Genomic DNA, 24750 nt, shown 5'->3' with positions numbered 1-24750 from the left:
GGACCGGGCATCGCGGGTGATGGTAGCTGACGTCATAAAACCCTTATATCGCAGTGCAATACGCGCAACTTTCGAAAGCGAATGGCAGCCGTTTTGTAATATGCGGGATGGATCCGGATAGGTGTTCTTAGATGCGGCGAGTGGCAGCGACGCCGCCCATCTCATTGGCGCTCGGTTGTTGCCCCATTGGGCTGTTTTCGATGAGCAGAATCGGCAGCGCCCTGGCCGCCGCCCGTGCCACTGCTACGACGCGATCCTCGCTCATGCCTTCGCGTGCGCTGGCAGATAGTCCGGACATCGTGCTGGCGACGAAGTCCGTCACCGCATCGGCCGCGTCCGGGTTCGATAGCGCCACGAAGACGCGGATGTGACTACGCTTATGTTGCGCGCTGCGACGGGCGAGATTGGCGCTCTCGTCGTCATCGCCACCGCGCGCGGCTTCCAGCACGAGACAGCCGCGTTGTTGAGGATCGCGCGCATAGGTTTGCGCCGCGCGCTCCAGCAGATCGGCAAGCGCTTCTGCGGCCGACCGCCCGGGACGCAGTATGTCTTCGAGCGCGAGCACGGACTGCGAGTAGCGTTCGAGGATGCGCGCGAAGTAGCCGGCCTTGCTGCCGAAGGTCCGGTAGAAACTCGTGGGCTTGATGCCGAGCGCCTCGGTCAGCGCGGCGAGCCCGACCGCATTATAGCCCCGCGCGTGGAACAGGCGCTGGCCCGTTTCGAGCGCGGTCTCGATTTCGAAGCCCCTCGGCCGCCCGCGGAGCGACAATACTTTAGTGATCACTTACATATTCTCGCTCAATTTTTCGTTATCCACATTTATAGTGCTCACTAACAAATCGCAATGACGCATGTTTGAGATGATTTCCACGATACCACCGGTAGTGAGCGAACCGCACCTAATCAGGGGTTAATGACGTGATTAACGTATTGCCGGCATATCGGTGGAAATAGGGGCCAGGCGCGCAGCCGATCCCCGAATTCACCCGCAAGACAACGCTGCCGACCCTTAGTTGCGCTGGCGGATGACTTTGACGAGATCGCGCGGATGGGCGTAGTCGAGCTGGAATCGGACGCGCTCGTCGAGCATGTCGGGATCGAGGCCGCTGGAGCGCAGCGACGACACGCGCAACTCGCCCTCGGCACGTTCCTTCTTCAGCCGCACCAACTCCGAGGTCAGCGCGATGATTTCCTGGTCGAGTTCGCCGCGGGCGGTCAGGCCGTATTTCCCGGTATAGGCGTTGACGCCGAAATAGCCGATCATCATCGCCGCCAGCGCATAGAGCGCGAGCCCGGTGAGCAGGGATTTCAGGCGGGTGTGCTTGACCATGCCCGAACATGCGACGGCCCGGTTAAGGCGAGGCTAACAACCGGGCCGCGGCGTTGGTGGTATTGGCTTATTTCTTCTGCTTTTCGACCCAGGCGGCGAAGGCGTCGATATAGGCCTGCATCACCGGGCGGATCGTTTCCTTGATGATCTCGCCTTTCTCGTCAAACGCATCGCCGACCATGTTCAGATAGATTTCCGGCTGCTGCAGGATCGGACCGGTGATCCCCGGCAGGATGCGCTTCAGGTCCATCGCAGCGTTGACGCCGCCCTGCGGACCGGGCGAGGAGACGACGATGCCGGTCGGCTTGCCAAGGAACGAACTCTTGCCATAGGGGCGCGAGCCGACGTCGATGGCGTTCTTCAGCACGCCCGAGGTGGCGCGGTTGTATTCCGGGGAGACGAAGATCACCGCGTCGGAGGCCTGGATGGTCTCGCGGAACTTGACCCAGTCGGCCGGGGGGCTGGCTTCCAGATCCTGGTTGAAGAAGGACAGGCCTTCCAGCGTCACGATGTTGAGCTTGAGCGAGGCCGGGGCCAGCTTGGACAACGCCTGGGCGATGCGGAGCGAGAATGACTGCTTGCGCAGGCTGCCGACGACGACGGCAACGGTGTGGGTAGCCATGGAAATTCCTTTGATGGACTGCGTCGGGAAAGCGACCGGGAACCTCTCGCTCATCCCTGAACAAGATGCAAGTGCATGAATTTGGCAAGCGCGCCGTTCGCTGCCGGAAAGCCCACCTATCTGCGGGCTGCATTAAACACTTCTACGTTATAGGCACCGGCATCAGCTTAGCAGCTATGTTAGCGCGCCCGGACGCGGCCAGAGTTGGGGGATGACTTCATGACCATCGAATTCCTGATTACCTCGCTGATCGTAGTGGCCTCGCCCGGCACCGGCGCGCTGTACACCCTGGCAGCCGGCTTTTCGCGCGGCGCACGCGCCAGCATCGTCGCCGCCTTCGGCTGCACCCTGGGCATCGTCCCACACATGGCGGCGGCGATCCTCGGCGTAGCGGCGCTGCTTCATGCCAGCGCGCTGGCGTTCCAGATTTTCAAATATGTCGGCGTCGCCTATCTGCTATACATGGCGTGGAACACGCTGCAGGAACATGGCCCGCTCAAGGTCGAGAAAGACGTCGATGCCCGCTCGGCGCGGCAGGTCACCGTGACAGCGATACTGATCAACATCCTCAACCCGAAACTGTCGATCTTCTTCCTCGCCTTCCTGCCGCAATTCATCCGTACCGACGAGGCCCACGCGTTGTCTCAAATGCTGCTGCTGAGCGCTGCATTCATGGCGATGACATTTGTGGTGTTTGCGATTTACGGCCTGTTCGCTGCCGCGATCCGCGACCACATCATCTCGCGCCCGCGCGTTTTGACCTGGATGCGCCGTAGCTTCGCGGCGGCCTTCGCGGCGCTCGGCGCCAAGCTGGCATTCGCGGAGCGTTAGTAGCGCCCTACTCCAGCCGCTCCAGATCGCGCAGGGTCGGAAACAGCTTCATCCAGAGCAGCGCGACCGCGACCGTGCCGATGCCACCCAGCAGCGCCGCCGGCATGGTGCCGAACAGAGCCGCGGTGAGGCCGCTCTCGAACTGACCGAGCTGGTTGGAGGCGTTGATGAACAGATAGTTCACCGCGCCGACCCGGCCGCGCATCTCGTCGGGCGTCTGCAATTGCACCAGCGACACCCGGATCACGACGCTGACCGTATCGGCCGCGCCCATGATGGCGAGAGCGATCAGCGACAGCCAGACCCATTCGGAGACTGCGAACACCGAGGTCGCCAGACCGAACACGATCACCGCCTGAAACATCCGCATGCCCACGCGGCGCTTGATCGAGGTGCGCGCCAGCACCACCGTCATCAGCAGCGCGCCGACCGCCGGCGCTGCGCGCAGAATACCGAGGCCCCACGGGCCGGTCTGCAGGATGTCGCGGGCATAGATCGGCAGCAATGCCACGGCGCCGCCGAGCAGCACCGCGAACAGGTCGAGCGAGATGGTGCCGAAGATCGCCGGGTTGCGGCGGACGAAGCCGACGCCGGCGAACATCGCGCGCAGGCTCGGCGGATCGCCGGCGACGACCTGGCGCTCGAGCTTGATCGCGCTGTTGAGCAGGCCGCCGAGTACCCAGAAGCCGGCCATCAGAGCATAGGGCAGACCGGGCGACACGGCGAAGGCAACGCCGCCCAGCGCCGGGCCGCCGATCGTCGCCAGCTGGTAGATGCCGGTGGTCAGTGCGGTCGCCTTCTGCATGGTGCCGTCGGGTGCGACGGCCGGCAGCAGCGCCGCGCCGGCCGGGCTTTCAAAGGCTGTAGCCGCGCCGAACACGGCCACCGCAGCAAAGATTTCCGGCACGGTGATCCAGCCGGCAAAACTGCCCCAGGCCAGATAGGCCGCGGCCAGCCCCTGCGCGATCTGGCAGAGCTGCACGACGCGGCGACGATCGTAACGGTCCGCGGCGTGGCCGCCGGCAAACACCAGCAGCAGCATCGGCAGGAACTGGACGAGGCCAACCATGCCGAGCTGGAACGCGCTGCCGGTCAGGTCGTAGATCTGCCAGCCGACAGCGACCGCTGCGATCTGCGAGGAGAACCGCGAAAAACTGCGCGACGCCACGTAGAACGCGAACGGCGGATGGCGCAGTAGCAGGCTGGCGCCATCCGGCACGATCGCAGCGATGGGGGCCGAGGTTGGTGGAACGGCGGAGGTCATCCCGCCTTGTTCGGATTGATCAGATACTTGGTGCCGGTGGCGCGCTTGGCATAAGCATGAAGGTTGTCGATATCGAGCACTTCCTGCAGCGAGATCACCTTGCTGTAATGGCTGGCGAAGGTGGTCTTCAGTTCGGCGACGACGCGGGCGCGCAACCTTGCAGCGTCGGCCTGGCCGATCTTCTGCAGGAACGGAAACAGCAGCCAGCCGCCCATGCCCCAGGCCATGCCGAAGGTCGGCGAGAATTCGATCGGCTTGGATTCCAGCCGGCCGTAGACATAGACCTGCTTGTGGGTGGTCGAGCCGTAGCGGCTGTATTCCTTCATCGCCTTGACGGCCATGACTTCCATCGCGGTCAGGATCTGGCCCTGCAGTCTGCCGCCGCCGGTAGCGTCGAACGCGATCGTCGCGCCGGTGGCGATCAATGCTGCGACCAGATCGTCCATGAAGCTCGCCGACTGAGAATTGCAGACGTATTTGGCGCCGAGGTCGCGCAGCAGTTTTTCCTGCTCCTCGCTGCGCACGATGTTGACGAGGTCGATACCGTCCTTGAGGCAGATCTTGTTGAGCATCTGGCCGAGGTTGGAGGCCGCTGCGGTATGCACCAGCGCCTTGTGCCCTTCGCGCTCCATGGTCTCGACCATGCCGAGCGAGGTCAGCGGGTTGACGAAGCAGGATGCGCCCTCGGCGGCGGTGGTGCCGTCCGGCAGCGGCAAGCAGGCGGCGACCTTCATGGTGCGATACTGCGCGTACATCTCGCCGCCGATCATTGCGACCGTCTTGCCGAGCAAAGCCTGCGCCTCCGGCGACGAGCCGGCCTTGATGACGGTACCGGCGCCCTCGTTGCCGACAGCCATCGATTCATCGAGCCGCCCGCCCATCGCCTTCATCGCCACCTGCGGCACGGTGGCCTTCACCACCACGGCATCGCCGGTCCCGGTGGCCTTGGCGGTGGCGGGATCGGCGGCGCCGATAAGCAGACCGAGATCGGAGGGGTTGATCGGCGAGGCCTCGACGCGGACGACGACTTCATCGGCGGCCGGCTCCGGGATCGTGACCGGCTTGAGCGACAGCTCGAGTTCGCCGGCCGAGGTGATGAGGGAGCGCAGTTGCAGTCCGGTGGTGACGTCGACGCTCATGGTTTTTTCCTCTGAATTTCTTGTTTGCCGGCGTTAGTAAATGCCGGGGATAATGCGCTTGGTCTCGCGCATATAGGTACGATAATCCTCGCCGAAAGCCTCGATCAGCATCCGCTCCTCGAAGTCGATCCGGGTGAAGAACAGAATGCCGATCGCCACCAGTCCGCTCATGGCCGCCATCGTGTTCGGCAGCAGCAGCGCCTGCGCCAGCGCCCACAGCCAGAACGAGGTGTACATCGGGTGCCGGATCCGGCTGTAGACGCCGTTGCGCACGATCTGGTGGCCCTCGCGGATTTCGAGGCTGGCCGACCACTGCCGTCCAAGATCCTCGTGCGAACGCCGGAATAGCCAGAGCGACAACAGAAACACCGCCGCCCCGACGGTCACCGCGGCGTAGCTGAGATCATAGTTGAGCGCGGACGGCCAGCCGGTGGAAAGCCAGATGACGGGCACCACGACCAAGCCGAAGGTCGCCACCGCCAGCAGGATGCGCTCGCGACTCCAGCCGTGGCTGCGCACCGTCGCCGTACGCCTTGCCTTGCGGGCGTACGGAAAGCGGATCACGAACCAGGCGATCACGCCAAGGGTCCACACGCAAATTCCGAGCTGTGAAGCAGTCATATCTTTCCGTTCCGGCCATCACCCGGCATGGACGGCTGCCCCGGGCGTCAGCGGTTGTATCACAGGCGCCAGCGGCACGTCCGGCAACAGCAACGCGCCATCCCGCGCGAAGCGGCCGACGCCGCCGTCGGGCGCGGTGATTTCATCGAACGGCAGCGGGCCTGATATCACCATGCAGTAGTCGTATTTCGAGCGCTGGTCGTTGCCCATCACCATCTGGTAATGCATGCGCATGAAGTTGAAGCGGTGCCGCTTGAACGAGGCCGGATCCATCATGTTGTGCATCTGCACGCGACGGATGTTCGGCCGGCCATCGCCGCGCTCATGGCCGACGCGCTTCAAGGTGACGGGATCGAAGCGGTAGAAACTGATCGCGTCGTCGCGGGCGTGGTATTCCGCCCAGCGGATCTCGGTCGCTTTGGCCACCGCCTGCGTCGCGGCGCGGACGCGGCGGCCCGCCGGATGCAGCGCAAACTTCGGGATCGTCGCGCCTACGGTGAGCACGTTGATGGTCGGGCCATGCCGCGCCAGATCCGGATCGATTTGCAGCGCGCGGGACACCGTCTCCATTACCAGCGCGGCGCCGAGGCAGTGGCCGACGATGACGATCTCGTCGGCATCGTTGGCGCGGGCGCGCGCGACCAGCGCTTTGGCAAATTCATCGACGCGGGCCTCCATCTTGGGGCGCTGGCCGTAGACGTACTGCCGCGAAAAAATCCAGTCGTCGAATACATGGTTGATCGGCTTCTTCCAGCCGAGCCAGCGCAGCAATACGGCGAACACCGCAAGCGCGATCAACGCGCCGGCGACCCACGCCCCTGCCCCGTGCAGCCCTGCCAGCCGGGTCACGCCGAAACCGAGACCGGCGCCGACCAGCGCAAAGCCGGTTACCCACAGATAGGGAAACAGAAAGAAGCCGGCATACTTCCAGCTCGATTTGATAAAGCGGAACAGCGTGCCGGTGACGATCCAGTCGATCAGCGTCATCATCGACGCGGCCAGCCGCGAGACCGGGTGGCGCGAATGGTCGGCGAGGATCAGGTCGTCCCAGCGCAGCATCTCGTAGCGGGTATCGGTCGACCAGTTCGGGCCGGAGCTGTGCGCCGACCAGGAAGCACTCACCTCGTTCGACACAATCGGCCCAGAGGCCTGCGCGGACACGTTCCAGGTCTTCGCGAAGCTCGACAGCGAGCGCCGCAACCGCGCCAGCTGCGTGTCGGGCACAATCGGGTCGTAGCCGCCGATGTGGAAGACATGTCGCCGAGCGATCATTGTGCGTGAAATCCCTGTTGCAGCCAGCGTCGGACGGATTCGCCTTGCATAGCAAATTCGCTGGCCTCCACAAACCCGCAAACCGTGGAACCGCGATGTCGCTCACGGGCCACATGCATCATGTTTTGCATCGTTCCGGGCATAACAAAGCGGGCATCGCGGTGCCGGATCATTGACGACAAAGCCGGTTGTCTGAATATGTCCTCGCCATTTCCCCTGTGAGATTAAAGCGATGTCAGCAAGCGGTACCCGACGCCCTTTCCAAAGTTCCATTTACGGTTTTTTGGTGATTCTTCTCACCATGGTTGCATCGCTCTCCATCTGCACGGACGCCGCCGCCGCTGGCGGCAAGCGCCCCGGCCACGTCTACCTGCTGCGCGGCATCCTCAACGTGTTCTCGCTGGGCATGGACCAGCTCGCCTACAAGCTCGAGGCCGTCGGCGTCGCGGCCACCGTCTCTAACCACACGTCGTGGCGCGGGTTGGCCGATGACATGGCCGCGAAGTATCGGGCCGGTAATCGCGAACCGATCATCCTGATGGGACACTCGGCCGGCGCCGACGCCACGATCTCGATCGCACGAAGGCTGCAAGACGCTGGCGTGCCGGTGGCGCTGATCGTCAATTTCGATCCGGTCAGCCCAGACCCGGTGCCGCCGAACGTCAAGCAGGTCGTGAACTATTATGTACCGGCCGGCTGGGGCGCAGCGGTCGCCGCCGACAAGAAATTCAAGGGCCAGCTCGCCAACGTCAACGAAAACGCCACCACCAACCACTTCTCCATCGACAAGGACGACGGTCTACAGCGCCAGACGATCGCCCGCGTGCTGGCCGTGACAGGCGGCGGTGGTGCTCGCCGCGGGCCGGTGAAGAAGAAGCCGGCCCAGCAGATCTCGGCCGCACCCGCGCAGTAGAACATTGCGAAACGAGCGAGCCGCGGCGAGAAATCGTCGCGGCTTTTTTTGCGCGTATCACGCAGACGCTGTCCAGCTCAAACGATCAGCACGTCGTGGGACGTCAGCGGCGCGACCACCCCGGTCAACGTGATCGACGCGTCGTGGCCGAGGTCGATCAGCGTGTCTTGCCCGACCACCTGCACCGAGAGATGGGCGAGATCGACGGCCACCGATGAATCGATCTGGATGACGTCATGGGCGGCGCCCTCGCCGGTCCGGAAATTGTTGATGACATCGTGCCCGGATGGCTGCCTGAAGACGAAAGTGTCGCCGCCGGCGCTGTTCATCACATCGTTGGCCGGCGTTGACGTCAGCGTCACGCCGGAGGTGTAGGCGGTCATGGTGTGGCTGCCGTCGTGGTTGTCGAAGGTCGTGGCCAGCCGCTGCCCGGTCGCGCTGAAATCGTCGTGTCGTGCCGCATAGGCCTGCCCGGTGACACCGAAAATATCCACATGCCGGGTGCCGTCGGCGTGCCGCGCCGTCTCAGTGGCGAGCGTGCCGTCGGCCAGATAGTTCGACTGCAGGAACGATCCGTCCTTCTGCGTCACGGTCTGCTGGTCGAGGTGTCCGCTGCTGTCGTACTGCGCGAGCGTCCGGACGCCGTCGATCATCGTCTGCCGCAACGCCAGCGAACCATCGTCGCGAAATCCTTCGGTCAGCACGCTGATGCCGGCGGCATCGCGAACGACATGCTCCGTTGTATAGGCCTTGCCGACTACATCGTAATTGGTGATGTCGCGCGTGCCATCGACATGACGCTGGATCTCGCTGCTGATTTCGCCGTCCGCGGTAAACGCCGACTGCACCCAGGACCCATTCTTCTGCGTCACGGTCTGCTGGATCAGATGGTCCGAGCTGTCATACCGATCGAGATGGACGACCCCGGCCGCATCCACGGTCTGTCTCATGACACTCGACCCGTCGGCGCGAAAGCCCTCGACCAGGCTGGAATGCCCCGTGGTGTCGATAGTGGCGTGCAGCGACGCGTAGTCCTTGCCGACGATCGCACTGTCATAGACGTCGCGCGTGCCGTCGGCATGGCGGACCGTCTGACCGGTCACATGGCCGGCGCTATCGACCGCGTCGAAATGGAAACGATCACCAGCCAGCGCCGTGGTCAATGGCGGAATGATGCTGTCGGAGCCGACCGTGGCATTGGCAAATTTCAGCACTTCGACATTGCTGATGCGGTCGCTGCCGTCGCGACCGGCAATCCTGTCGGTCACCACGATCGTGGCGCCTTCGAAGCTGACGTCGTAATAGCTGGCATTGCCGGAGAACACGGCCGTATCGATGCCGCCGCCGCCGTCGATCACATCGTTGCCGCCACCGCCGGTGATGACGTCATTGTCGGAGGCCGCGCCGACGAACCAGTCCTGATGCCCGCTGGTGTCGAAACTGATGGTGCGGACATAGAGATCGAACGAGCCGGGCGAACTGGCGTTGGTTGCCTGGGACGGCGACAGCGCCACCCCGTTGATGGCAAAGTCCTTGACGTGCAAAGCGCGCCCGGAGGCCGAGTTGATCAACTCGATGGCAACGCTGCCGACCTGATCGGGGTTGTCGAAGGTCACCGCATAGGTCTGGTAACCCTGGGGATCGGTGGCCGGCGTGAATTCCATCACGCCGGAGACCGCGACGCCGTTGACCAGAATTCGCGCCTGCGCGCCGATCCCTGCGACCACCGAACCGTAGGCGGTGATGGTCACCGTCGTCGTCGTCAGTTTCTCGGTGACATCGGGCCCGCCGACGATGGTGTCGTTGCCGTCGCCGCCGCGGATCAGATCGCCGCCTGCGCCGCCATGGATCGTGTCATTACCCCGGCCGGAATCGATCACGTCGACAATCGACGAGCCGGCAACGACGAGGTCGGGCACGACACCCTTGCCGTTGAAATACTGCGACACGACGTCCTGCGCCGGCTTGCCCTGCACGGAATAGCCGGTCGGGGAATGGTTGCCGTTGAGGTCCCATTGCCAGAACTCGACGCCCTGCAGCCAGTCGCCGCCATGCGCTGTCCAGACCTGGAAGAAGGCGTTGTAGGCATCGGCCTGCTCGGCGAGATCTGCGGGCGCCTTGGACGAACCGCCGCCGGGATTGATCGCCGTGCCGTCGATGCTGCGATAGCCGACCTCGGTCATCAGGATCGGCTTGCCATATTCCAGCGACAGCGAATGCAGGAAATCGACCGGCGATTTGTAATCGAAGGCGGCAGCGTAATACGGATTGAACGGCACCTCGGTCCAGGCATGGACGAGATCGGCCACCGTCGGCGTCGTGCTGGCGGTCAGCGGCGGATAGGTGTTGACGCTGATGGTGTCGAGCTGGCTCCAGAAACTGACCTTGGAGGCCTCGTCGGTGGCCGCCGAATAGGTGAGTTCACCGTGGTAGACCGAGCGAACGGCCGAGATGAGATCGGTCCATTGCGGCAGATACCGCGCGCCCGAGAGTTTGCTCATCTCGTTGCCGATCGCAAAGGTCGCCACGCCGCCCTGCTCCGCGATGTCAGCCAGATGCACGATCTCCGCCTTGTACGACGCGAAGAACGCATCGACGTGGGCGGGCGCAAGGCTGCTCGAGATGGTGCTGTCGAGCCCGGTGATGCCGGCCTTGAGCACGACGTCGAGTCCCGCCGCATGCGCGGCCTGGAATCCGGCGAGAAGGCTGGCATCGCTTTCGGTCTTGTCGGGATGGGCGATGACCGTGCTGCCGGTCTTGCTGTCGGTCCAGATCCGGACCGTCAGCGCGACCGAGTTGGATCCCAGCGCTGCCACGTTCTGGAATGCCTGCGCGGCGGACGCGCTGCCGAACTGGCCGTTCCATTCCGATAGCGCACCAAAACCTTGAACCCGAAAAATCCCCGCCATCGATGCCCTCCATCCCGGTGTGACGGATAGGGTCAGGCCGTGACGTGTTTGTTAAGAGACCAAGGTTCGTTCAAAACAAGTGCGCAGGAAAACGCCTGCAGTTCCGGTGGCGGAACTGCAGGCGTTAGAGTGACGTCTCGATGACGAAACGACGATCGTCGCCGGATAAACGCGTGGCGATTACACGTTCACAGGACGCACGTTACGCGAGCGCCTTCAGCGCGGCGCGGCCGGCATATTTCGCCTGCGTGCCCAGTTCCTGCTCGATGCGCAGCAACTGGTTGTACTTGGCGACGCGATCCGAGCGCGACAGCGAGCCGGTCTTGATCTGCCCGCAATTGCTGGCGACCGCGAGGTCGGCGATCGTGGAGTCCTCGGTCTCGCCGGAGCGATGCGACATCACGGCGGTGTAGCCGGCCTTGTAGGCCATCTCGATGGCCGACAGGGTTTCGGTCAGCGTGCCGATCTGGTTGACCTTGATCAGGATAGAATTGGCGCGACCGTTCTTGATGCCGTCGGCCAGTCGCGTGACGTTGGTGACGAACAGATCGTCGCCGACCAGTTGGCACTTGCTGCCGATCAGGTCGGTCAGTTCCTTCCAGCCGTCCATGTCGTCCTCGGACATGCCGTCCTCGATCGAGACGATCGGATAGCGCGACGCCAGATCGGCGAGGTACTTCGCCTGCTCCGAACCGCTGCGGGTCTTGTTTTCGCCGCCATAGACATAGGCGCCATCCTTGAAGAATTCGGTGGCGGCGCAATCCAGCGCCAGCATGACATCCTTGCCCGCGCTGTAGCCGGCCTTGTTGATGGCGGCCATCACGAAGTCCAGCGCCTCGTCGGCCGACTTCAGATTGGGCGCGAAGCCGCCCTCGTCGCCAACATTGGTGTTGTGGCCGGCCTTCTTCAGCTCGCTCTTCAGCGTGTGGAAGATCTCGGCGCCGCAGCGCAGGCCTTCCGAGAAGGTGGCCGCGCCCACCGGCATGATCATGAATTCCTGGAAGTCGATCGGATTGTCGGCATGCATGCCGCCATTGATGATGTTCATCATCGGCACCGGCAGCGTGCGCGCCGAGGTGCCGCCGACGTAGCGATACAGCGGCATGTCGAACGATTCCGCCGCCGCCCGGGCGACCGCCAGCGAGACGCCGAGGATCGCGTTGGCGCCCAGCCGCGACTTGTTCTCGGTGCCGTCGAGGCCGATCATGATCTCGTCGATCTGGATCTGCTGCTCGGCGTCCATGCCGCCGATCGCGTCGAAAATCTCGCCATTGACGGCCTCGACCGCCTTCTGCACGCCCTTGCCGGCGTAACGCGCCTTGTCGCCGTCGCGCAGTTCCACCGCCTCGTGGGCGCCGGTGGAGGCGCCGGAGGGCACCGCGGCACGGCCCAACGACCCGTCTTCCAGAATGACATCCACTTCGACCGTGGGATTGCCGCGGCTATCGAGAATTTCGCGGCCGATGATGTCGACGATGGCGGTCATGGGAGCCTCTTTGGCATGCGGGGTGGATGGTGCGCCGCTTCTACAGCAAGCGACCGGGTGGGAAAAGGCCGCGCAGGGTGACGGCGGCCTGCCAATTGGCTAGAACCACGACAACGGAGACCCTGATGTCCAAAGCCCCCAAAAAGACGCCCGAATCCAAGCCCGCCAAGCTCGACCCGTCCGGCCTGCAACTCGGCCATGAGGTGACCTGGCCGACCACCCCCGAGCAGGCCAGGCTCGACCGGGTACCGAATCCGCAGGCCGACACCAATTACGTGGTCCGCTTCACGGCGCCGGAATTCACCTCGCTGTGCCCGGTCACCGGCCAGCCGGACTTCGCCCATCTGATGATCGACTACGTGCCGGGCGACTGGCTGCTGGAGTCGAAATCGCTGAAACTCTACGTCGCCTCGTTCCGCAACCATGGCGCCTTCCACGAGGACTGCACGGTCTCGATCGGCAAGCGGATCGCCGCCGAGGTCAAGCCGAAATGGCTGCGAATCGGCGGCTACTGGTACCCGCGCGGCGGCATCCCGATCGACGTGTTCTGGCAGACCGGCAAACTGCCCAAGGGCATGTGGATCCCCGACCAGGGCGTCGCACCGTATCGCGGCCGGGGGTGACGTAGCGCACCGCCCAGCCAATCACCTGGCTGTATTCCAGGGGTTTTGACCCTGATCAATCAATCCCGTCGGCGCTGGTCTAGTCTACCCACCAGTGCAACGGTGGATGGCTGATCAATGACGGAAGTCCTGACGACCAAGCCGAACACGGTGGAGGCGATCTGGCGTGCCGAAGCCGCACGCAAAGCGGCCGCTGCGCGCGACCATCTGGCTCAGATCATCAGATCAAAGGTCGATCATGAGCCGGTTCGGGAAAAGATCACCGTCCGCAATCTCAATTTCTACTATCAGGATGGCATCCGCGCCCTAAGGGACGTCTCGCTGCCGATCTATACCAACCGCGTCACGGCTTTGATCGGCCCCTCGGGCTGCGGCAAGTCGACCCTGCTGCGCGTCTTCAACCGCATGTACAGCCTTTATCCCGGACAGCGCGTCGAGGGCGAGGTGCTGCTCGATGGCAAGAACATTCTGGCACCCGATGAGGATGCCGCCGTGCTGAGAACGCGGGTCGGCATGGTGTTCCAGAGACCAACACCGTTTCCAATGTCAATCTACGACAACATTGGATTCGGGATCGGCCTCAACCGGAATATTTCCAAAGCGGACATGGACCTGGAAGTCGAACAGGCGCTGCGCCGCGTCGCGCTGTGGGATGAGGTCAAGGACCAGTTGCGCAAAAGCGGCCTCGATCTTTCCGGAGGACAACAGCAGCGCCTCAGCAGCGCCCGCGCCATCGCCCTGCAGCCCGAGGTGCTGTTGCTCGACGAACCGTGTTCGGCGATCGATCCGATCTCGTCGGCCAAGATCGAGCAGACCATCGACGAACTCAAGCGCGATCATACGATCGTGATCGTCACTCATAATTTGCAGCAGGCCGCGCGCGTGTCCGACTATGCGGGCTTCATGTATCTCGGCGAACTCAGCGAATTCGGATCGGTCAGCGAAATCTTCCTGACCCCGAAAGATCCGCGCACGCAGCGCTTTGTCACCGGGCGATTTGGCTGACCTTGTCGATCTGGCTTCTGCATCCGCCGGCATGCTCGGCCTGAGCAAGACCGCGCAGGCAGAAGCCCAGCGCATCGATGATCGTCGATGCAGTCAGCAGCGGCCGCGCAGCTTGCCAAAGCAAAGATTGTCAATGACACGGACGATCAGGACTATCCTCTGCCCCATGGAGCAGCAAATCTCATGCAGTGACATCGCTCGGGCACCGGCCTTGCTGTGCCGGAGAACAACTAACCACCGCCGTGCGCCTGCCCGAACGAGATCCGACGCCGGCAACCATCAGCCTAGATCTTAAAGGGCCGCTGACGATCGAATTCCAGCATTTCCTTGCCGATGACCGTATGGTTGGGGGATTGGCTCGGCGGCAGCTCCTTCTGGACCGCCCGATGGAAGGCGCCGTAGTCGCCGTCGAATTTGCCGCGGTTCCAGACCCGCAGGAGCTTTTCGGTGAACGCGCTGTTGAAGGTGCCGTCGAGCGAATACTGGTTGTCCTGACAGCCCGAGATCAGGCGAACGGTCGCGAGTATATCGCTGGCTTCGCTGGAGGAGGCAGCGCCCGTCCGCTGCAGATCGTCGTAAAACGCGATTGTTCTTATAGGTGCGGCTTGCGATGGGCGGCGGCATGAACTTGTATTTGGGCGGTGAAGCGCTGGGCGCGGTAGGATCGCCCACCCATCCCGATGCCAGCGCCGCCATATAGAACGTGCTCTTGAGCATGGTCCCGCTATGGCAACTATCCGAAAGTACGAAACCGCGTACACCTGCGGACAACCCCCGATAGAGCTGGTAGATCTCGTCATCGATGAGTTGGCCGTCATACAGGCACCAGGTTTCGTCCTGCCCGTCGGGCTCGTCGCCGTTGATATCGGGCAGACGGCCGCCGTGGCCTGAATAGGTCAGCAGGAAGATATCGCCGCTCTGCAATTGCTGCGCGTCCTTGCTCAAGAACGATATCACGGTGTCGCGCTTGGCTTCTGTCGTAAGTGCGATCCGGGCCTGGTAGCCGCAGGCCTCTGCGATTTCCTTCATCGATTCGGCGTCCGCCTCGCAGGCGTTCAGCGCGCCGTCCCATCCGGCATAATGCGTGGGGTCGATGGCGTTCAATCCAAGATGCAGCGAAATACCACGCGCCATGGCGCTCTCTCCTGTCTAGCCGTCTGCTGTTGTAGCTCGTTCGGTGATCACCCAGCGGCAGGCCACGCAAATTTCGGCACCATGTTCGGCGTGCCACTGGCAACGCGTGCGAATGGCGCAGTCGGGGATATTGCCCGGATCGGCTTGCAGGTCGTGCTGCAGGGCAAGCGCGCTGGCGCGCTCCGCCACCCCGCAGCCGCCCTGCCATTTCGTGCAGGCGCTGCGAAGGCACGGTGCCGAAAAGCGAAACCTCGCTTCCGGCATGCGCCCCTGATGGGCAAGCTCGGAAAACCGCTCCGTCACGGCCAGCGGCGCCGCCAGGAAATCGACAGTACCGGTCGATTGCACCACACCCAGCAGCAGGCTGCCCGGCGCGCAGCGCGCGCTCGGACAGAGCTTGTGTCCGGCCTTGCTATTGGCAGCCATCGTACGCACCAGCCGTGAGCCCGCCCGACCTGTCGCTGTGCGACGCCTGCGGTGAATTCTTTGCCAGCCACCTTCCGGCTTGTTCGCACTGCCAGGCGGGAGCCGCGCCAGAACGCGACATCGCGGCCAGGCGCGAGATGCTGTCCCGCGTCGAAGCGCAGATCGTCGATCTGCAGCGACACGGCAGCGCGCTGGAAAACACGATCGCGCGCATGCTGCGCGATAACACAGCCGGCCAGCCGGACCGGCCTGACCAGAGGAGTCTCCCATGACCGAAGAGATCACCGACGTCGCCGCCGCGTTGAAAGTTATTCCTGTTTCCTGGCTGCACCAGCCGCGGCTTGCGCTGACCATCAAGGGCGATGGTCCCGCACCGAAGGTGGCGCCGCTGGTCTTAGTCGCCATCGGCGTCGCGACCGGAGCCGGCATCCAGCTTGCCGGTCAGGCGCTGCGCAAGGCCCCGCCCGAGGAGCAAAAGCGCCTGGTGGATTCCGTCGAATGTAATCTGTCGATCGACGAATTGGAGCGCAACGCCCGCGGTGTCGTAGAGAGTATGAAAGGCTCCAAGGGCGGCCCCAACGAGCTGCTGGAACTGCCCGAGCCGGGAGCCAAAGTGATCCCCGTTCCTGTGGTCATATTCCTCGCAGGCGTCGCCGCCGGTGCCGCGGCGGCGCGGCCGTAACGACCGAACGGCCGCTGAAGACGCCGGAGCCCGGCATGCCTATCAGGCCGGGCTTCGGCTCAGGTGAGATCGTTCGGCGCCGGTGCATCCGCCGGCCTGATCGGCTTCAGCCTTTTCGCGCAGAAAAAGCCGAGCGCGCCGATGATGACGGCGATGGTCAGCAGCGTCGGCAGTTTGCCGAGATGTGCGATGCTGAAGCCATAGGCGATCGGCCCCACGCTCTGGCCCATGAAGAAGCAGAACGCATGCAGCGACATCGCGCTGGCGCGGGCTTCCTGTGACAATTCGCTGGAGAATATCTGCAGCGAGCCGTGCAGCATGTAGAAGCCCCAGCCCATGGCCAACAGGCTCAGCGCCTGGACCTGCCACGGCGGGCCAAAGGCCATCACGGCGAGTTGCGCGCCCATCAGCAGCCCGCCGGAAACCATCATGCCGTTGACGCCGAGCCGCGGCAGCATCCGCGACACGCTGCCGGTATAGAACAGCCCGCCGAAGGCAAAGCACGCCAGCACCAGGCCGGCGATCGACAGGCTGGTGACGCCCCGCTCGAACAGGAACGAGGCGATATAGGGAAACAGGCCGAAGATGCAGCTGCCTTCGATGAAGACTGCGCTGTAGCAGATCAGGGTATTCGGGTTTCGGAAGATAGTGCGGTAGCCGCTGCGCAGCACCTTGAGATCCACCCTGCCCGGCGGCTTCGCCAATTTTGCGTTCTTGAAACCGATCGACACGGCTACCGAGGACAAAATCGCCAATCCGCCCAGGATCGCCAGAACGCCGCGCCAGCCGAACATGTCGCCGATCACGCCGGAGGCGGTGGCGCCGAGCAGATTGCCGGCCATCGAGCCCGCCAGCACGCGGCTGATCGCGACCTGCCGCTTCAAGGGGCCGACGAGGTCGGCGGTCAGGCTGAGCGTCACCGGAAACACCCCGCCGGCGCCGATACCCGCGAGCACGCGGGTGGCGAGCAGCAGCGGATAGGACGTGGTCAGCGCACCCAGCACATTGGCAAGACCGAGCAGCACCAGACAGAACACCATCAGCCGAGCCTTGCCGAACATGTCGGCGGCGGCGCCGAGCACCGGCTGGGTGATGGCAAAGGTGAAGGCCAGCGCCGACGACAGGCCGGCCGCGATCGCGATGGTCACGGACAGTTCGTCGGCGACATGCGGTAGCACCGGATCGAGCGCCCGCATCGACAGCGCCGCGGCGAATGACGCCAGCGCGATAATGTTGAGGACCGGCGGCATCAGCGCGCCGGAATCGCCGCAAGAGTGCGCAGCATCACACCGGGCCGGCCTTGGCGAGCTTGTCAAACGCCATAAGGTTGCTGAGCAGCACCTCGAATTCGCGCAGCGGCACCATGTTGGGTCCGTCAGACGGCGCATGGTCGGGATCGGGATGGGTCTCGATGAACACACCTGCCACGCCGACGGCTACGGCCGCGCGCGCCAGCACCGGCACGAATTCGCGCTCGCCGCCGGAGCTGGCCCCCTTGCCGCCGGGCTGCTGCACCGAATGGGTGGCGTCGAAGATCACCGGTGCGCCGGTGGTGCGCGCCAGGATCGGCAATGCGCGCATGTCGGACACCAGCGTGTTGTAGCCGAACGAGGCGCCGCGCTCGGTGACGAGCACGCGATCATTGCCGCCGCTGACGATCTTGGACACCACATTGGTCATGTCCCACGGCGCCAGGAACTGGCCTTTCTTGACGTTGACCACTTTTCCCGTGGCCGCAGCCGCCAGCAGCAGGTCGGTCTGCCGGCACAGGAAGGCCGGGATCTGCAGCACATCGACCGCCTCCGCCGCGCGGGCGCATTGCGCGATCTCGTGCACATCGGTTAGCACGGGCATCGCGAAGGTCTCGCGGATCTCCGCAAAGATCGGCAGCGCCTGTTCGAGCCCGAGGCCGCGGGCGCTGGACGCGCTGGTGCGGTTGGCCTTGTCGAACGATGTCTTGTAGACGATGCCGATGCCCAGCCGCGTCGCGATGTCCTTCAACACGCTTGCCACCTCGAGCGCATGCGCCCGGCTTTCCAGCTGGCAGGGGCCGGCGATGATCGACAATGGCAGCGCGTTGCCGAACTGCACGGCGCCGGCTGACACGATCGCGGCGGCGGAAGGGTTGGCGTTCACAGACTATTCCTTTGTCGATCGCGATGCGGGCCGGATGGGCGGCGCAAGCGCTCACCCACCCGTCATGGGCTCTGTTACTTCAGCGCAGAGAAAGCGGTCGGCGCCAGCAACTGGCTGACGATGTTGCCGACGATCTGGCCGCTTTCCTCGGTCTTGGCGCGCGCCGAAATCCAGTCCGGATCGGCCTGGAACGCATTCCACTTGGTTTCGCGATCGGCCATCGAGTCCCATGCCAGGATGTAGGTCAGTTCCTGGTTGGATTCGCCGATCAGCGTGGTGAAGAAGCCGGCCTGCTTGATGCCGTGCTTGTCCCACAGTTTGAGCGTGGTGTCGGTGAAGCGTTGGAGCAGTGCCGGCAGCCGGCCGGGCAGACAACGGTACACGCGCATTTCGTAGATCATCGGTTTCCTCCGGTTTTGTGCAAGCGTTATAGCGGGCGAGTTACCGGCTGTCTTGCCGCGATCGGCTCATGGGCGCTCTGCGTCGCTTGACCGGACAAGGGGCAGATCGTATATACGATAAATGGTTGACTTCGATCCGAAAAAGGAAGCGATCAATCTTTCGAAGCACCATGTGTCGCTGGCACGCTGGGTCGATCTCGAAATTCGCGCCATCGTTGCCGATGATCGATTCGACTACGGCGAACCACGATTTAGAGCTTACGGACATATCGACGGCGACGCGCATTGCCTGGTTTTCACGATCCGCGACGGCGGCTATCGGCCCATCAGCCTACGCCGCGCGCACGCAAAGGAGATGAGACGTCATGCCCCGTAAAATGAAGGAGCCGGTATTCGACGACGACAATCCGGAGTGGACCAAGGAGGACTTTGCCAACGCCACCCACTTTGATCCCCCAATCAAGGTGACCGACCTGACCCCGGAAATACTTGCAGGCATCGTGCGGCGCGGACCTCAAAAGGCGCCGACCAAGGTCGCCGTCTCGATCCGGCTCAGCCCGGACGTGGTCGCGCACTTCAAGGCCAAGGGGCCTGGCTGGCAATCGCGGATCGACGACGCCTTGCGAAAGGTCGCCAAGCTGAAGGCTGGCTGAACGCCCTGTCCTACACCAGCCGGCTTTGCGCCGCCGCCGCCTTGATAAAGGACGCGAACAGCGGGTGCGGCTCGAACGGGCGGGATTTCAGCTCGGGGTGATACTGCACACCGATGAACCAGGGATGGTTTTCATATTCGACGATCTCCGGCAGTACGCCGTCCGGCGACATGCCCGAGAATTTCAAGCCGTGCTTTTCTAGCCGGTCCTTGTAGGCGGTGTTGACCTCGTAGCGGTGGCGGTGCCGCTCCGAGATTTCCAGCGCGTTGCCGTAAACTTCCGAGACCTTGCTGCCGGCGCGCAGCGCCGCGGGATAGGCGCCGAGCCGCATGGTGCCGCCGAGGTCGCCGGCGTTGTGGCGCTTCTCCAGCTCGTTGCCGCGCAACCATTCGGTCATCAACCCGACCACCGGCTCCGACGTCTCGCCGAATTCGGTGGAGTTGGCGTCCGCAATGCCGGCGAGGTTTCGCGCGGCCTCGATGACCGCCATCTGCATGCCGAAACAAATACCAAAATACGGCACGTTGCGCTCGCGCGCAAAGCGTGCCGCGCGGATCTTGCCCTCGGCGCCACGCTGGCCGAAGCCGCCGGGCACCATGATGCCGTTGACGTGTTCGAGGAACGGCGCGGGATCCTCGTTCTCGAACACCTCGCTCTCGATCCAGTCGAGATTGACCTTCACCTTGTTGGCGATACCGCCATGCGACAGCGCCTCGGTCAGCGACTTGTAGGCGTCCTTCATGCCGGTGTACTTGCCGACGATGGCGATGGTCACCGTGCCTTCGGGATTGCGCACGCGCTCGTTGATGTCATGCCAGCTCTGCAGCGCCAGCGGCGCCTTCGGCGTCAGACCGAACGAGGCCAGAACTTCGTCGTCCAGCCCGGCATCGTGATAGGCCTCGGGCACGGCGTAAATGTTGTCGACGTCGCGCGCCTCGATCACGGCACTTTCGCGGACGTTGCAGAACAGGCCGAGCTTGCGGCGCTCTTCCTTGGGGATCTCGCGGTCGCAGCGGCACAGCAGGATGTCGGGCTGGATGCCGATCGAGCGCAATTCCTTGACCGAATGCTGGGTCGGCTTGGTCTTCAGCTCGCCGGCGCTCGGGATGAATGGCAGCAGCGTGAGATGCACATAGATGCACTGGCCGCGCGGCAAATCGTTCTTGATCTGGCGGATCGCCTCGAAGAACGGCAGGCCCTCGATGTCGCCGACGGTGCCGCCGATCTCGACCAGCACGAAGTCGTAGTCTTCGTTATTGGCGAGGACGAAATCCTTGATGGCGTTGGTGACGTGCGGAATCACCTGGATGGTGGCGCCGAGATAGTCGCCGCGGCGTTCCTTGGTCAGTATGTCCTGATAGATCCGGCCGGTGGTAATGTTGTCCTGCTTGGTCGCAGGGCGCCCGGTGAAACGCTCGTAGTGGCCGAGGTCGAGATCGGTCTCGGCGCCGTCGTCGGTGACGAACACTTCGCCGTGCTGGTACGGCGACATCGTACCGGGATCGAGGTTGAGATAGGGGTCGAGCTTGCGAAGACGGACCTTGTAGCCACGCGCCTGCAGCAGGGCGCCGAGCGCCGCTGAAGCCAGACCTTTGCCGAGCGAGGAGACCACGCCGCCGGTGATGAAAATGTACCGCGCCATGGGGCTTAACCTTTAAGGCTCTGTCGCCGATTCGCAAAAGCCAATCGCAACCTTTCACCAGATCGGGAAAAAGGTTGTGGGTGACGTAAAAATACAAATGAGTACAGCCCCTTAATGGGGGCTGTAAGCGCAGGGCGGAAGTCGCCGTCCTGCATGGCGGACCTGCTTATTGCGAACGCGGCGCCTGCGGGCCGGCCGGCGCCTGCGGCTCGTCGGCCTTCTTCAGCGAATCAAGCAGCCCGCCCGAGGTCGGCGGCACCAGGGCGCCACCGGGCTGCGACACCGGCGCCGTGGTGCCGTTGATGATCGAGGTCGGCTTGCGCTCGTAGCCGGCCAGCCACGACAGAAACAGGCTGGTGACGAAGAACCCTACCGCCAGGAAGCCGGTGGTTCGGGTCAGCAGATTGGCGGTACCGCGGCTCGACATGAAGCCGCCACCGCCGCCGCCACCGACGCCCAGGCCACCGCCCTCGGATTTCTGCAACAGTACCGCGGCAATCAAGGTCGCGACGATCATGAGGTGAATGACGATAATGACGCTTTGCATCGGATCCTTCCGTCACAAGCGCGCTGCGCCGAGGAGCCGGCTGCGGCAGAACTTGCGGGAGTTGAAGTCGAGGGCTGTCTACACGATTGCACGGGGGATTGTCACCCCCGGAAAGCCGGCGCCTGGCCGCAGCCTGGGAGATCGCCCGCCCCGCGGCCGAACGTCCGGTTTGCCTGGGATCAAGGACATCCCGCCGCGATGCCCAGGAAATCGGCCGCCTTCAGGCTGGCGCCGCCGACCAGCGCGCCGTTGACGTTCGCCACGGCCATCAACTCGGCCGCGTTGGACGGCTTGACCGAGCCGCCATACAGGAGCCGCATCCGGGCGCCCTCCGCCGCAAAGCGCGCTTCTAGGCGACCGCGGATGAAGGCGTGGACCTCCTCGACATCCTTCGCCGTCGGCGTCAGCCCGGTGCCGATCGCCCAGACCGGCTCATAGGCCGCGACGGTATTGGCGGCGGTGGCGCCATCCGGCAGCGAACCGGCGAGCTGCGCGCCGCATACGTCGAGCGCTTCGCCGGCGTCGCGTTGCGCGCGGGTCTCCCCGATGCAGACGATCGCCACCAGTCCGGCGCGCCAGGCCGCCTGCGCCTTCTGCTGCACGATGGCATCGGTCTCGCCGTGATCGGCGCGGCGCTCGGAATGACCGACGATGATCGCGGTGGCGCCGAGGTCGGCGAACATTTCCGCGGAGAGGTCGCCGGTATGGGCGCCGGACGCCTTGACATGGCAGTCCTGCGCGCCGATCTGGATGCCGGTTCCCTCGACCATCACCGCCATGGTCATCGTCAGCGTCGCCGGCGGGCAGATCATCAGATCGAGTCTGTGCGTCAATTCGCCCTGCTCCGAGATCATCAGGCCGAGCTCGCTGACCTGATCGGTCAGGCCGTTCATTTTCCAGTTGCCGGCGATCAGCGGCCGAATGGCGTCAGTCATGAGGAAATCCCGCGAGAAAGGAGGTGACCTCTGGGCTAACAGAGCGTGCGGGATAGCTCAAGTTGGGGTGGCCAGGCGGCGGCGGGGCCGACCGCCCGGACCGCTTCAATCCGCGCCGTTCCCTGGCGGTTGCGACGCAGCTTCGGCCACTTTATGGTGCGCCTCCCATCCGGCGACGCCCTTTTGCGGATTCTGCGTCTGGCGCCCGCCGGTTTCCCTCCTGACAAATAAGATGATCCCATGCTTCGCGGAATGCGCAACGCCTCGAAAAACTGGCTCGGCAAGACCATCATGACTGCCGTGATGGTGGTGCTGATCGGCAGCTTTGCGATCTGGGGCATTCAGGACATCTTCAAAGGCTACGGCAAGTCCACGCTGGCCAGGATCGGCAACACCGAGATCACGACCGAGCAGTTTCGCCAGCTTTATACCGACCGGCTGCAGCAGATCGGCCGCCAGTTCGGTCGTCCGTTGACGTCCGACCAGGCGCGCGCCTTCGGCATCGACCGCCAGGTGCTGCAGCAGGCCGTCGCCGAAGCCGCCCTCGACGAAGACGCCCGTCGCCGCGGCCTCGGCGTGTCCGACGCCGAAGTGAGGCGCCAGATCGTCGACGATCCGAACTTCAAGGGATCGACCGGCTCCTTCGACGCGCCACGCTTCCAGCAGTTGATCCGCTCGCTCGGCTATACCGAACAGCGCTACATCAGCGAGCAGCGCAAGGTGTCGCTGCGCCGCCAGATCGCCGGCACCATCACCAATGGCCTGGAGCCGTCGAAGACCCAGATCGAAGCGATGAGCCGCTTCCAGAACGAGGCCCGCACCATCGACTACGTCAAGCTCGACACCGCCCAGGTCGGCACCGTCGAGGCTCCCACCCCGGAGGCACTGGCGGCCTATTTCGAGGACCACAAGACGCAGTTTCGCGCGCCCGAATACCGCAAGGTGGCGTTCGTCGTGCTGACGCCGGACGAAATGGCGAAGTGGTCGGTCGTCTCCGACGACGATGCGAAGAAAGTGTTCGAGCTGCGCAAGGACAAGCTCTCCACGCCGGAGCAGCGCCAGATCTCGCAGATCGTGTTCCCGACTGCGGAAGAAGCCGCCGCCGGCCGCGCCAGGCTCAGCGACATTTTCTCGTTCGACGACCTCGCGAAAGAGCGCAAGCTCAGCGCGTCCGACATCGACCTCGGCATGATCACCAAGGCGGGCATCATCGATCCCAACGTCGCCGATGCCGCCTTCTCGCTGGCGCCCGATGGTATCAGCCAGCCGATTGCCGGGCAGTTCGGCGTGACACTGGTCAAGGTCGGCAAAATTCAGGCCGGCAGCCAGCCGAGCTATGACAGCGTCGCCGCGACGCTGAAGCGCGACCTCGCGCTGGAGCGCGCGCGTGCCGCAGTGTCGGCAATGCACAACAAGATGGAAGACGAGCGCGGCGGCGGCGCCAATGTGGTCGATGCGGCCAAGAAGCTCGGCCTGACCGCCGTCACCATCGACGCCGTCGACCGCTCCGGCCGCGCGCCGGACGGCCAGCCCGTCGCGGGCGTGCCGGCCGGCTCCGACATCATCACCAAGGCGTTCGCCAGCGATGTCGGCGTCGACAACGAGACGATCCAGCTCGGCGGCGGCTATGCCTGGTTCGACGTGCTCGGCGTGACGCCCGCCCGCGAGCGCCCGCTCGACGAGGTCAAGGACCAGGTCACCGCGCGCTGGCGCGACGACCAGATCACCAGCCGGTTGCGCACCAAGGCCGACGAGATGCAGAAGAAACTCGCCGCCGGCGCCAAGCTGGCCGATGAGGCCGCCGCGACCGGCCTGAAGGTTGTGACCTCCGCGCCGTTCAAGCGCGACGCAAACCTGCCCGAACTGTCGCCCGGCGTGATCCAGTCGGTATTCCGCAGCGCGAAGAATGATGCCGGACAGGCGCAGGGCACGAGCTCCAGCGAATGGATCGTGTTCCGCGTGACCGATGTCAGCGCCCCCGCCGTCGACATGGCCTCCGCGGAGGTGAAGACGCTGAAGGAGACGCTGCAGCGCGGCCAGACCGACGAACAGGTCGCGCAATACGTCACCCGGCTCGAAACCCAGATCGGCACCAGGATCAACGAGGAAGCCGTTGCCGTCGCCACCGGCGCGGCGGCCGCCGACACCAACTAGGCCCAACGCCGTCATTGCGAGCGAG

General features: G+C 64.1%; 26 protein-coding genes and 1 pseudogene. 9 read left to right on the top strand and 18 right to left on the bottom strand.

The features are described from left to right. Positions 1-127 precede the first annotated feature (127 nt). From FNL56_RS14565 to FNL56_RS14555, 3 genes are all read right to left on the bottom strand, one after another. The gene (locus FNL56_RS14565; protein WP_143573474.1) at positions 128-784 is read right to left on the bottom strand and encodes a TetR/AcrR family transcriptional regulator; all 657 of its coding nucleotides are present in this window, start codon (positions 782-784) and stop codon (positions 128-130) included. Between the two features lie 225 nt (positions 785-1009). Further along, entirely contained in the window at positions 1010-1330 is a 321-nt protein-coding gene (locus FNL56_RS14560) for an FtsB family cell division protein (RefSeq protein ID WP_143573473.1), read from the bottom strand. Between the two features lie 67 nt (positions 1331-1397). Further along, entirely contained in the window at positions 1398-1952 is a 555-nt protein-coding gene (locus tag FNL56_RS14555; protein ID WP_143573471.1) for an NADPH-dependent FMN reductase, read from the bottom strand. A gap of 219 nt (positions 1953-2171) precedes the next feature. Between FNL56_RS14555 and FNL56_RS14550 the strand changes: the two genes are divergently transcribed. Further along, the gene (locus tag FNL56_RS14550) at positions 2172-2783 is read left to right on the top strand and encodes a LysE family translocator (RefSeq protein ID WP_143573469.1); all 612 of its coding nucleotides are present in this window, start codon (positions 2172-2174) and stop codon (positions 2781-2783) included. 7 nt (positions 2784-2790) lie between these two features. On the opposite strand, the gene FNL56_RS14545 is transcribed toward FNL56_RS14550, so the two are convergent. From FNL56_RS14545 to FNL56_RS14530, 4 genes are read right to left on the bottom strand one after another with little or no spacing between them, the layout of a single operon-like run. After that, positions 2791-4047, bottom strand: a complete 1257-nt coding sequence (locus FNL56_RS14545; protein WP_143573467.1) for an MFS transporter — start codon at positions 4045-4047, stop codon at positions 2791-2793. Then, the gene (locus tag FNL56_RS14540; protein ID WP_143582114.1) at positions 4044-5186 is read right to left on the bottom strand and encodes a zinc-binding dehydrogenase; all 1143 of its coding nucleotides are present in this window, start codon (positions 5184-5186) and stop codon (positions 4044-4046) included. The genes FNL56_RS14545 and FNL56_RS14540 overlap by 4 nt, the downstream gene beginning before the upstream one ends. 33 nt (positions 5187-5219) lie before the next feature. Continuing rightward, positions 5220-5807, bottom strand: coding sequence for a protein-S-isoprenylcysteine O-methyltransferase (locus tag FNL56_RS14535; protein ID WP_143573463.1), 588 nt, complete (start codon positions 5805-5807; stop codon positions 5220-5222). An 18-nt stretch (positions 5808-5825) separates the two neighbouring features. Next, positions 5826-7079 (bottom strand): alpha/beta fold hydrolase, encoded by a 1254-nt coding sequence (locus tag FNL56_RS14530; protein ID WP_143577943.1) that lies wholly within the window; start codon positions 7077-7079, stop codon positions 5826-5828. A 301-nt stretch (positions 7080-7380) separates the two neighbouring features. On the opposite strand from FNL56_RS14530, the gene FNL56_RS14525 reads away from it, so the two are divergent. Further along, positions 7381-7992 carry a thioesterase domain-containing protein gene (locus FNL56_RS14525; RefSeq protein ID WP_246660957.1) on the top strand — a complete coding sequence of 204 codons (612 nt, stop codon included), beginning with the start codon at positions 7381-7383 and terminating at the stop codon, positions 7990-7992. A 77-nt stretch (positions 7993-8069) separates the two neighbouring features. On the opposite strand, the gene FNL56_RS14520 is transcribed toward FNL56_RS14525, so the two are convergent. Next, complete coding sequence (locus FNL56_RS14520; protein WP_143573458.1) at positions 8070-10901, bottom strand: glycoside hydrolase family 113; 2832 nt, start codon at positions 10899-10901, stop codon at positions 8070-8072. A gap of 202 nt (positions 10902-11103) precedes the next feature. After that, positions 11104-12387, bottom strand: coding sequence for a phosphopyruvate hydratase (gene eno, locus FNL56_RS14515; protein WP_143573456.1), 1284 nt, complete (start codon positions 12385-12387; stop codon positions 11104-11106). 125 nt (positions 12388-12512) lie between these two features. Between eno and queF the strand changes: the two genes are divergently transcribed. Together queF and pstB are read left to right on the top strand one after the other, a co-directional pair. Continuing rightward, positions 12513-13010: a preQ(1) synthase gene (gene queF / locus FNL56_RS14510; protein ID WP_143573454.1), complete on the top strand. Its 498-nt coding sequence runs from the start codon at positions 12513-12515 to the stop codon at positions 13008-13010. 117 nt (positions 13011-13127) lie between these two features. Further along, positions 13128-14015, top strand: coding sequence for a phosphate ABC transporter ATP-binding protein PstB (gene pstB / locus FNL56_RS14505; protein ID WP_143582113.1), 888 nt, complete (start codon positions 13128-13130; stop codon positions 14013-14015). Positions 14016-14299: 284 nt separating this feature from the next. Here the strand turns inward: pstB and FNL56_RS28840 are convergent, their stop codons facing one another. The 3 genes and pseudogenes from FNL56_RS28840 to FNL56_RS14495 form a co-directional block, all read right to left on the bottom strand. Further along, complete coding sequence (locus FNL56_RS28840) at positions 14300-14815, bottom strand: caspase family protein (protein WP_368039355.1); 516 nt, start codon at positions 14813-14815, stop codon at positions 14300-14302. Continuing rightward, positions 14778-15149, bottom strand: a pseudogene (locus FNL56_RS28835) (caspase family protein); the annotation flags it as partial. The pseudogene FNL56_RS28835 and the gene FNL56_RS28840, both read right to left, overlap by 38 nt. Before the next feature lie 15 nt (positions 15150-15164). Then, entirely contained in the window at positions 15165-15575 is a 411-nt protein-coding gene (locus FNL56_RS14495; RefSeq protein ID WP_143573450.1) for a hypothetical protein, read from the bottom strand. A gap of 14 nt (positions 15576-15589) precedes the next feature. Here FNL56_RS14495 and FNL56_RS14490 point away from each other — a divergent pair, with 14 nt between their 5' ends. Both FNL56_RS14490 and FNL56_RS14485 read left to right on the top strand, forming a co-directional pair. Further along, positions 15590-15847 carry a hypothetical protein gene (locus tag FNL56_RS14490; protein WP_143573448.1) on the top strand — a complete coding sequence of 86 codons (258 nt, stop codon included), beginning with the start codon at positions 15590-15592 and terminating at the stop codon, positions 15845-15847. Next, positions 15844-16257: a hypothetical protein gene (locus tag FNL56_RS14485; RefSeq protein ID WP_143573447.1), complete on the top strand. Its 414-nt coding sequence runs from the start codon at positions 15844-15846 to the stop codon at positions 16255-16257. The genes FNL56_RS14490 and FNL56_RS14485 overlap by 4 nt, the downstream gene beginning before the upstream one ends. Before the next feature lie 59 nt (positions 16258-16316). On the opposite strand, the gene FNL56_RS14480 is transcribed toward FNL56_RS14485, so the two are convergent. From FNL56_RS14480 to FNL56_RS14470, 3 genes are all read right to left on the bottom strand, one after another. Next, positions 16317-17507 carry an MFS transporter gene (locus tag FNL56_RS14480; protein ID WP_143573445.1) on the bottom strand — a complete coding sequence of 397 codons (1191 nt, stop codon included), beginning with the start codon at positions 17505-17507 and terminating at the stop codon, positions 16317-16319. A gap of 34 nt (positions 17508-17541) precedes the next feature. Beyond that, on the bottom strand, positions 17542-18393 hold the full coding sequence (gene kdsA, locus FNL56_RS14475; protein ID WP_143577941.1) for a 3-deoxy-8-phosphooctulonate synthase: 852 nt from the start codon (positions 18391-18393) through the stop codon (positions 17542-17544). A 74-nt stretch (positions 18394-18467) separates the two neighbouring features. After that, positions 18468-18794, bottom strand: coding sequence for an NIPSNAP family protein (locus tag FNL56_RS14470; protein ID WP_143573441.1), 327 nt, complete (start codon positions 18792-18794; stop codon positions 18468-18470). A gap of 121 nt (positions 18795-18915) precedes the next feature. On the opposite strand from FNL56_RS14470, the gene FNL56_RS14465 reads away from it, so the two are divergent. Continuing rightward, entirely contained in the window at positions 18916-19170 is a 255-nt protein-coding gene (locus FNL56_RS14465; RefSeq protein WP_143573440.1) for a BrnT family toxin, read from the top strand. After that, on the top strand, positions 19160-19447 hold the full coding sequence (locus tag FNL56_RS14460) for a BrnA antitoxin family protein (RefSeq protein WP_143573438.1): 288 nt from the start codon (positions 19160-19162) through the stop codon (positions 19445-19447). Before FNL56_RS14465 ends, FNL56_RS14460 begins: the two co-directional genes overlap by 11 nt. Positions 19448-19457: 10 nt before the next feature. On the opposite strand, the gene FNL56_RS14455 is transcribed toward FNL56_RS14460, so the two are convergent. The 3 genes from FNL56_RS14455 to tpiA form a co-directional block, all read right to left on the bottom strand. Beyond that, positions 19458-21089: a CTP synthase gene (locus FNL56_RS14455; RefSeq protein ID WP_143573436.1), complete on the bottom strand. Its 1632-nt coding sequence runs from the start codon at positions 21087-21089 to the stop codon at positions 19458-19460. Between the two features lie 166 nt (positions 21090-21255). Next, on the bottom strand, positions 21256-21636 hold the full coding sequence (secG, locus tag FNL56_RS14450; RefSeq protein WP_143573434.1) for a preprotein translocase subunit SecG: 381 nt from the start codon (positions 21634-21636) through the stop codon (positions 21256-21258). A 179-nt stretch (positions 21637-21815) separates the two neighbouring features. After that, positions 21816-22571 carry a triose-phosphate isomerase gene (gene tpiA / locus FNL56_RS14445; RefSeq protein WP_143582112.1) on the bottom strand — a complete coding sequence of 252 codons (756 nt, stop codon included), beginning with the start codon at positions 22569-22571 and terminating at the stop codon, positions 21816-21818. A 240-nt stretch (positions 22572-22811) separates the two neighbouring features. Here tpiA and FNL56_RS14440 point away from each other — a divergent pair, with 240 nt between their 5' ends. Continuing rightward, positions 22812-24725, top strand: a complete 1914-nt coding sequence (locus FNL56_RS14440; RefSeq protein WP_143573430.1) for a peptidylprolyl isomerase — start codon at positions 22812-22814, stop codon at positions 24723-24725. Positions 24726-24750: the final 25 nt, after the last annotated feature.

The organism is Tardiphaga sp. vice304 (assembly GCF_007018905.1).
Taxonomy (GTDB): domain Bacteria; phylum Pseudomonadota; class Alphaproteobacteria; order Rhizobiales; family Xanthobacteraceae; genus Tardiphaga.
The sequence above is the reverse complement of the archived record's forward strand: the minus strand, read 5'-3'. Positions and strand labels throughout refer to the sequence as shown.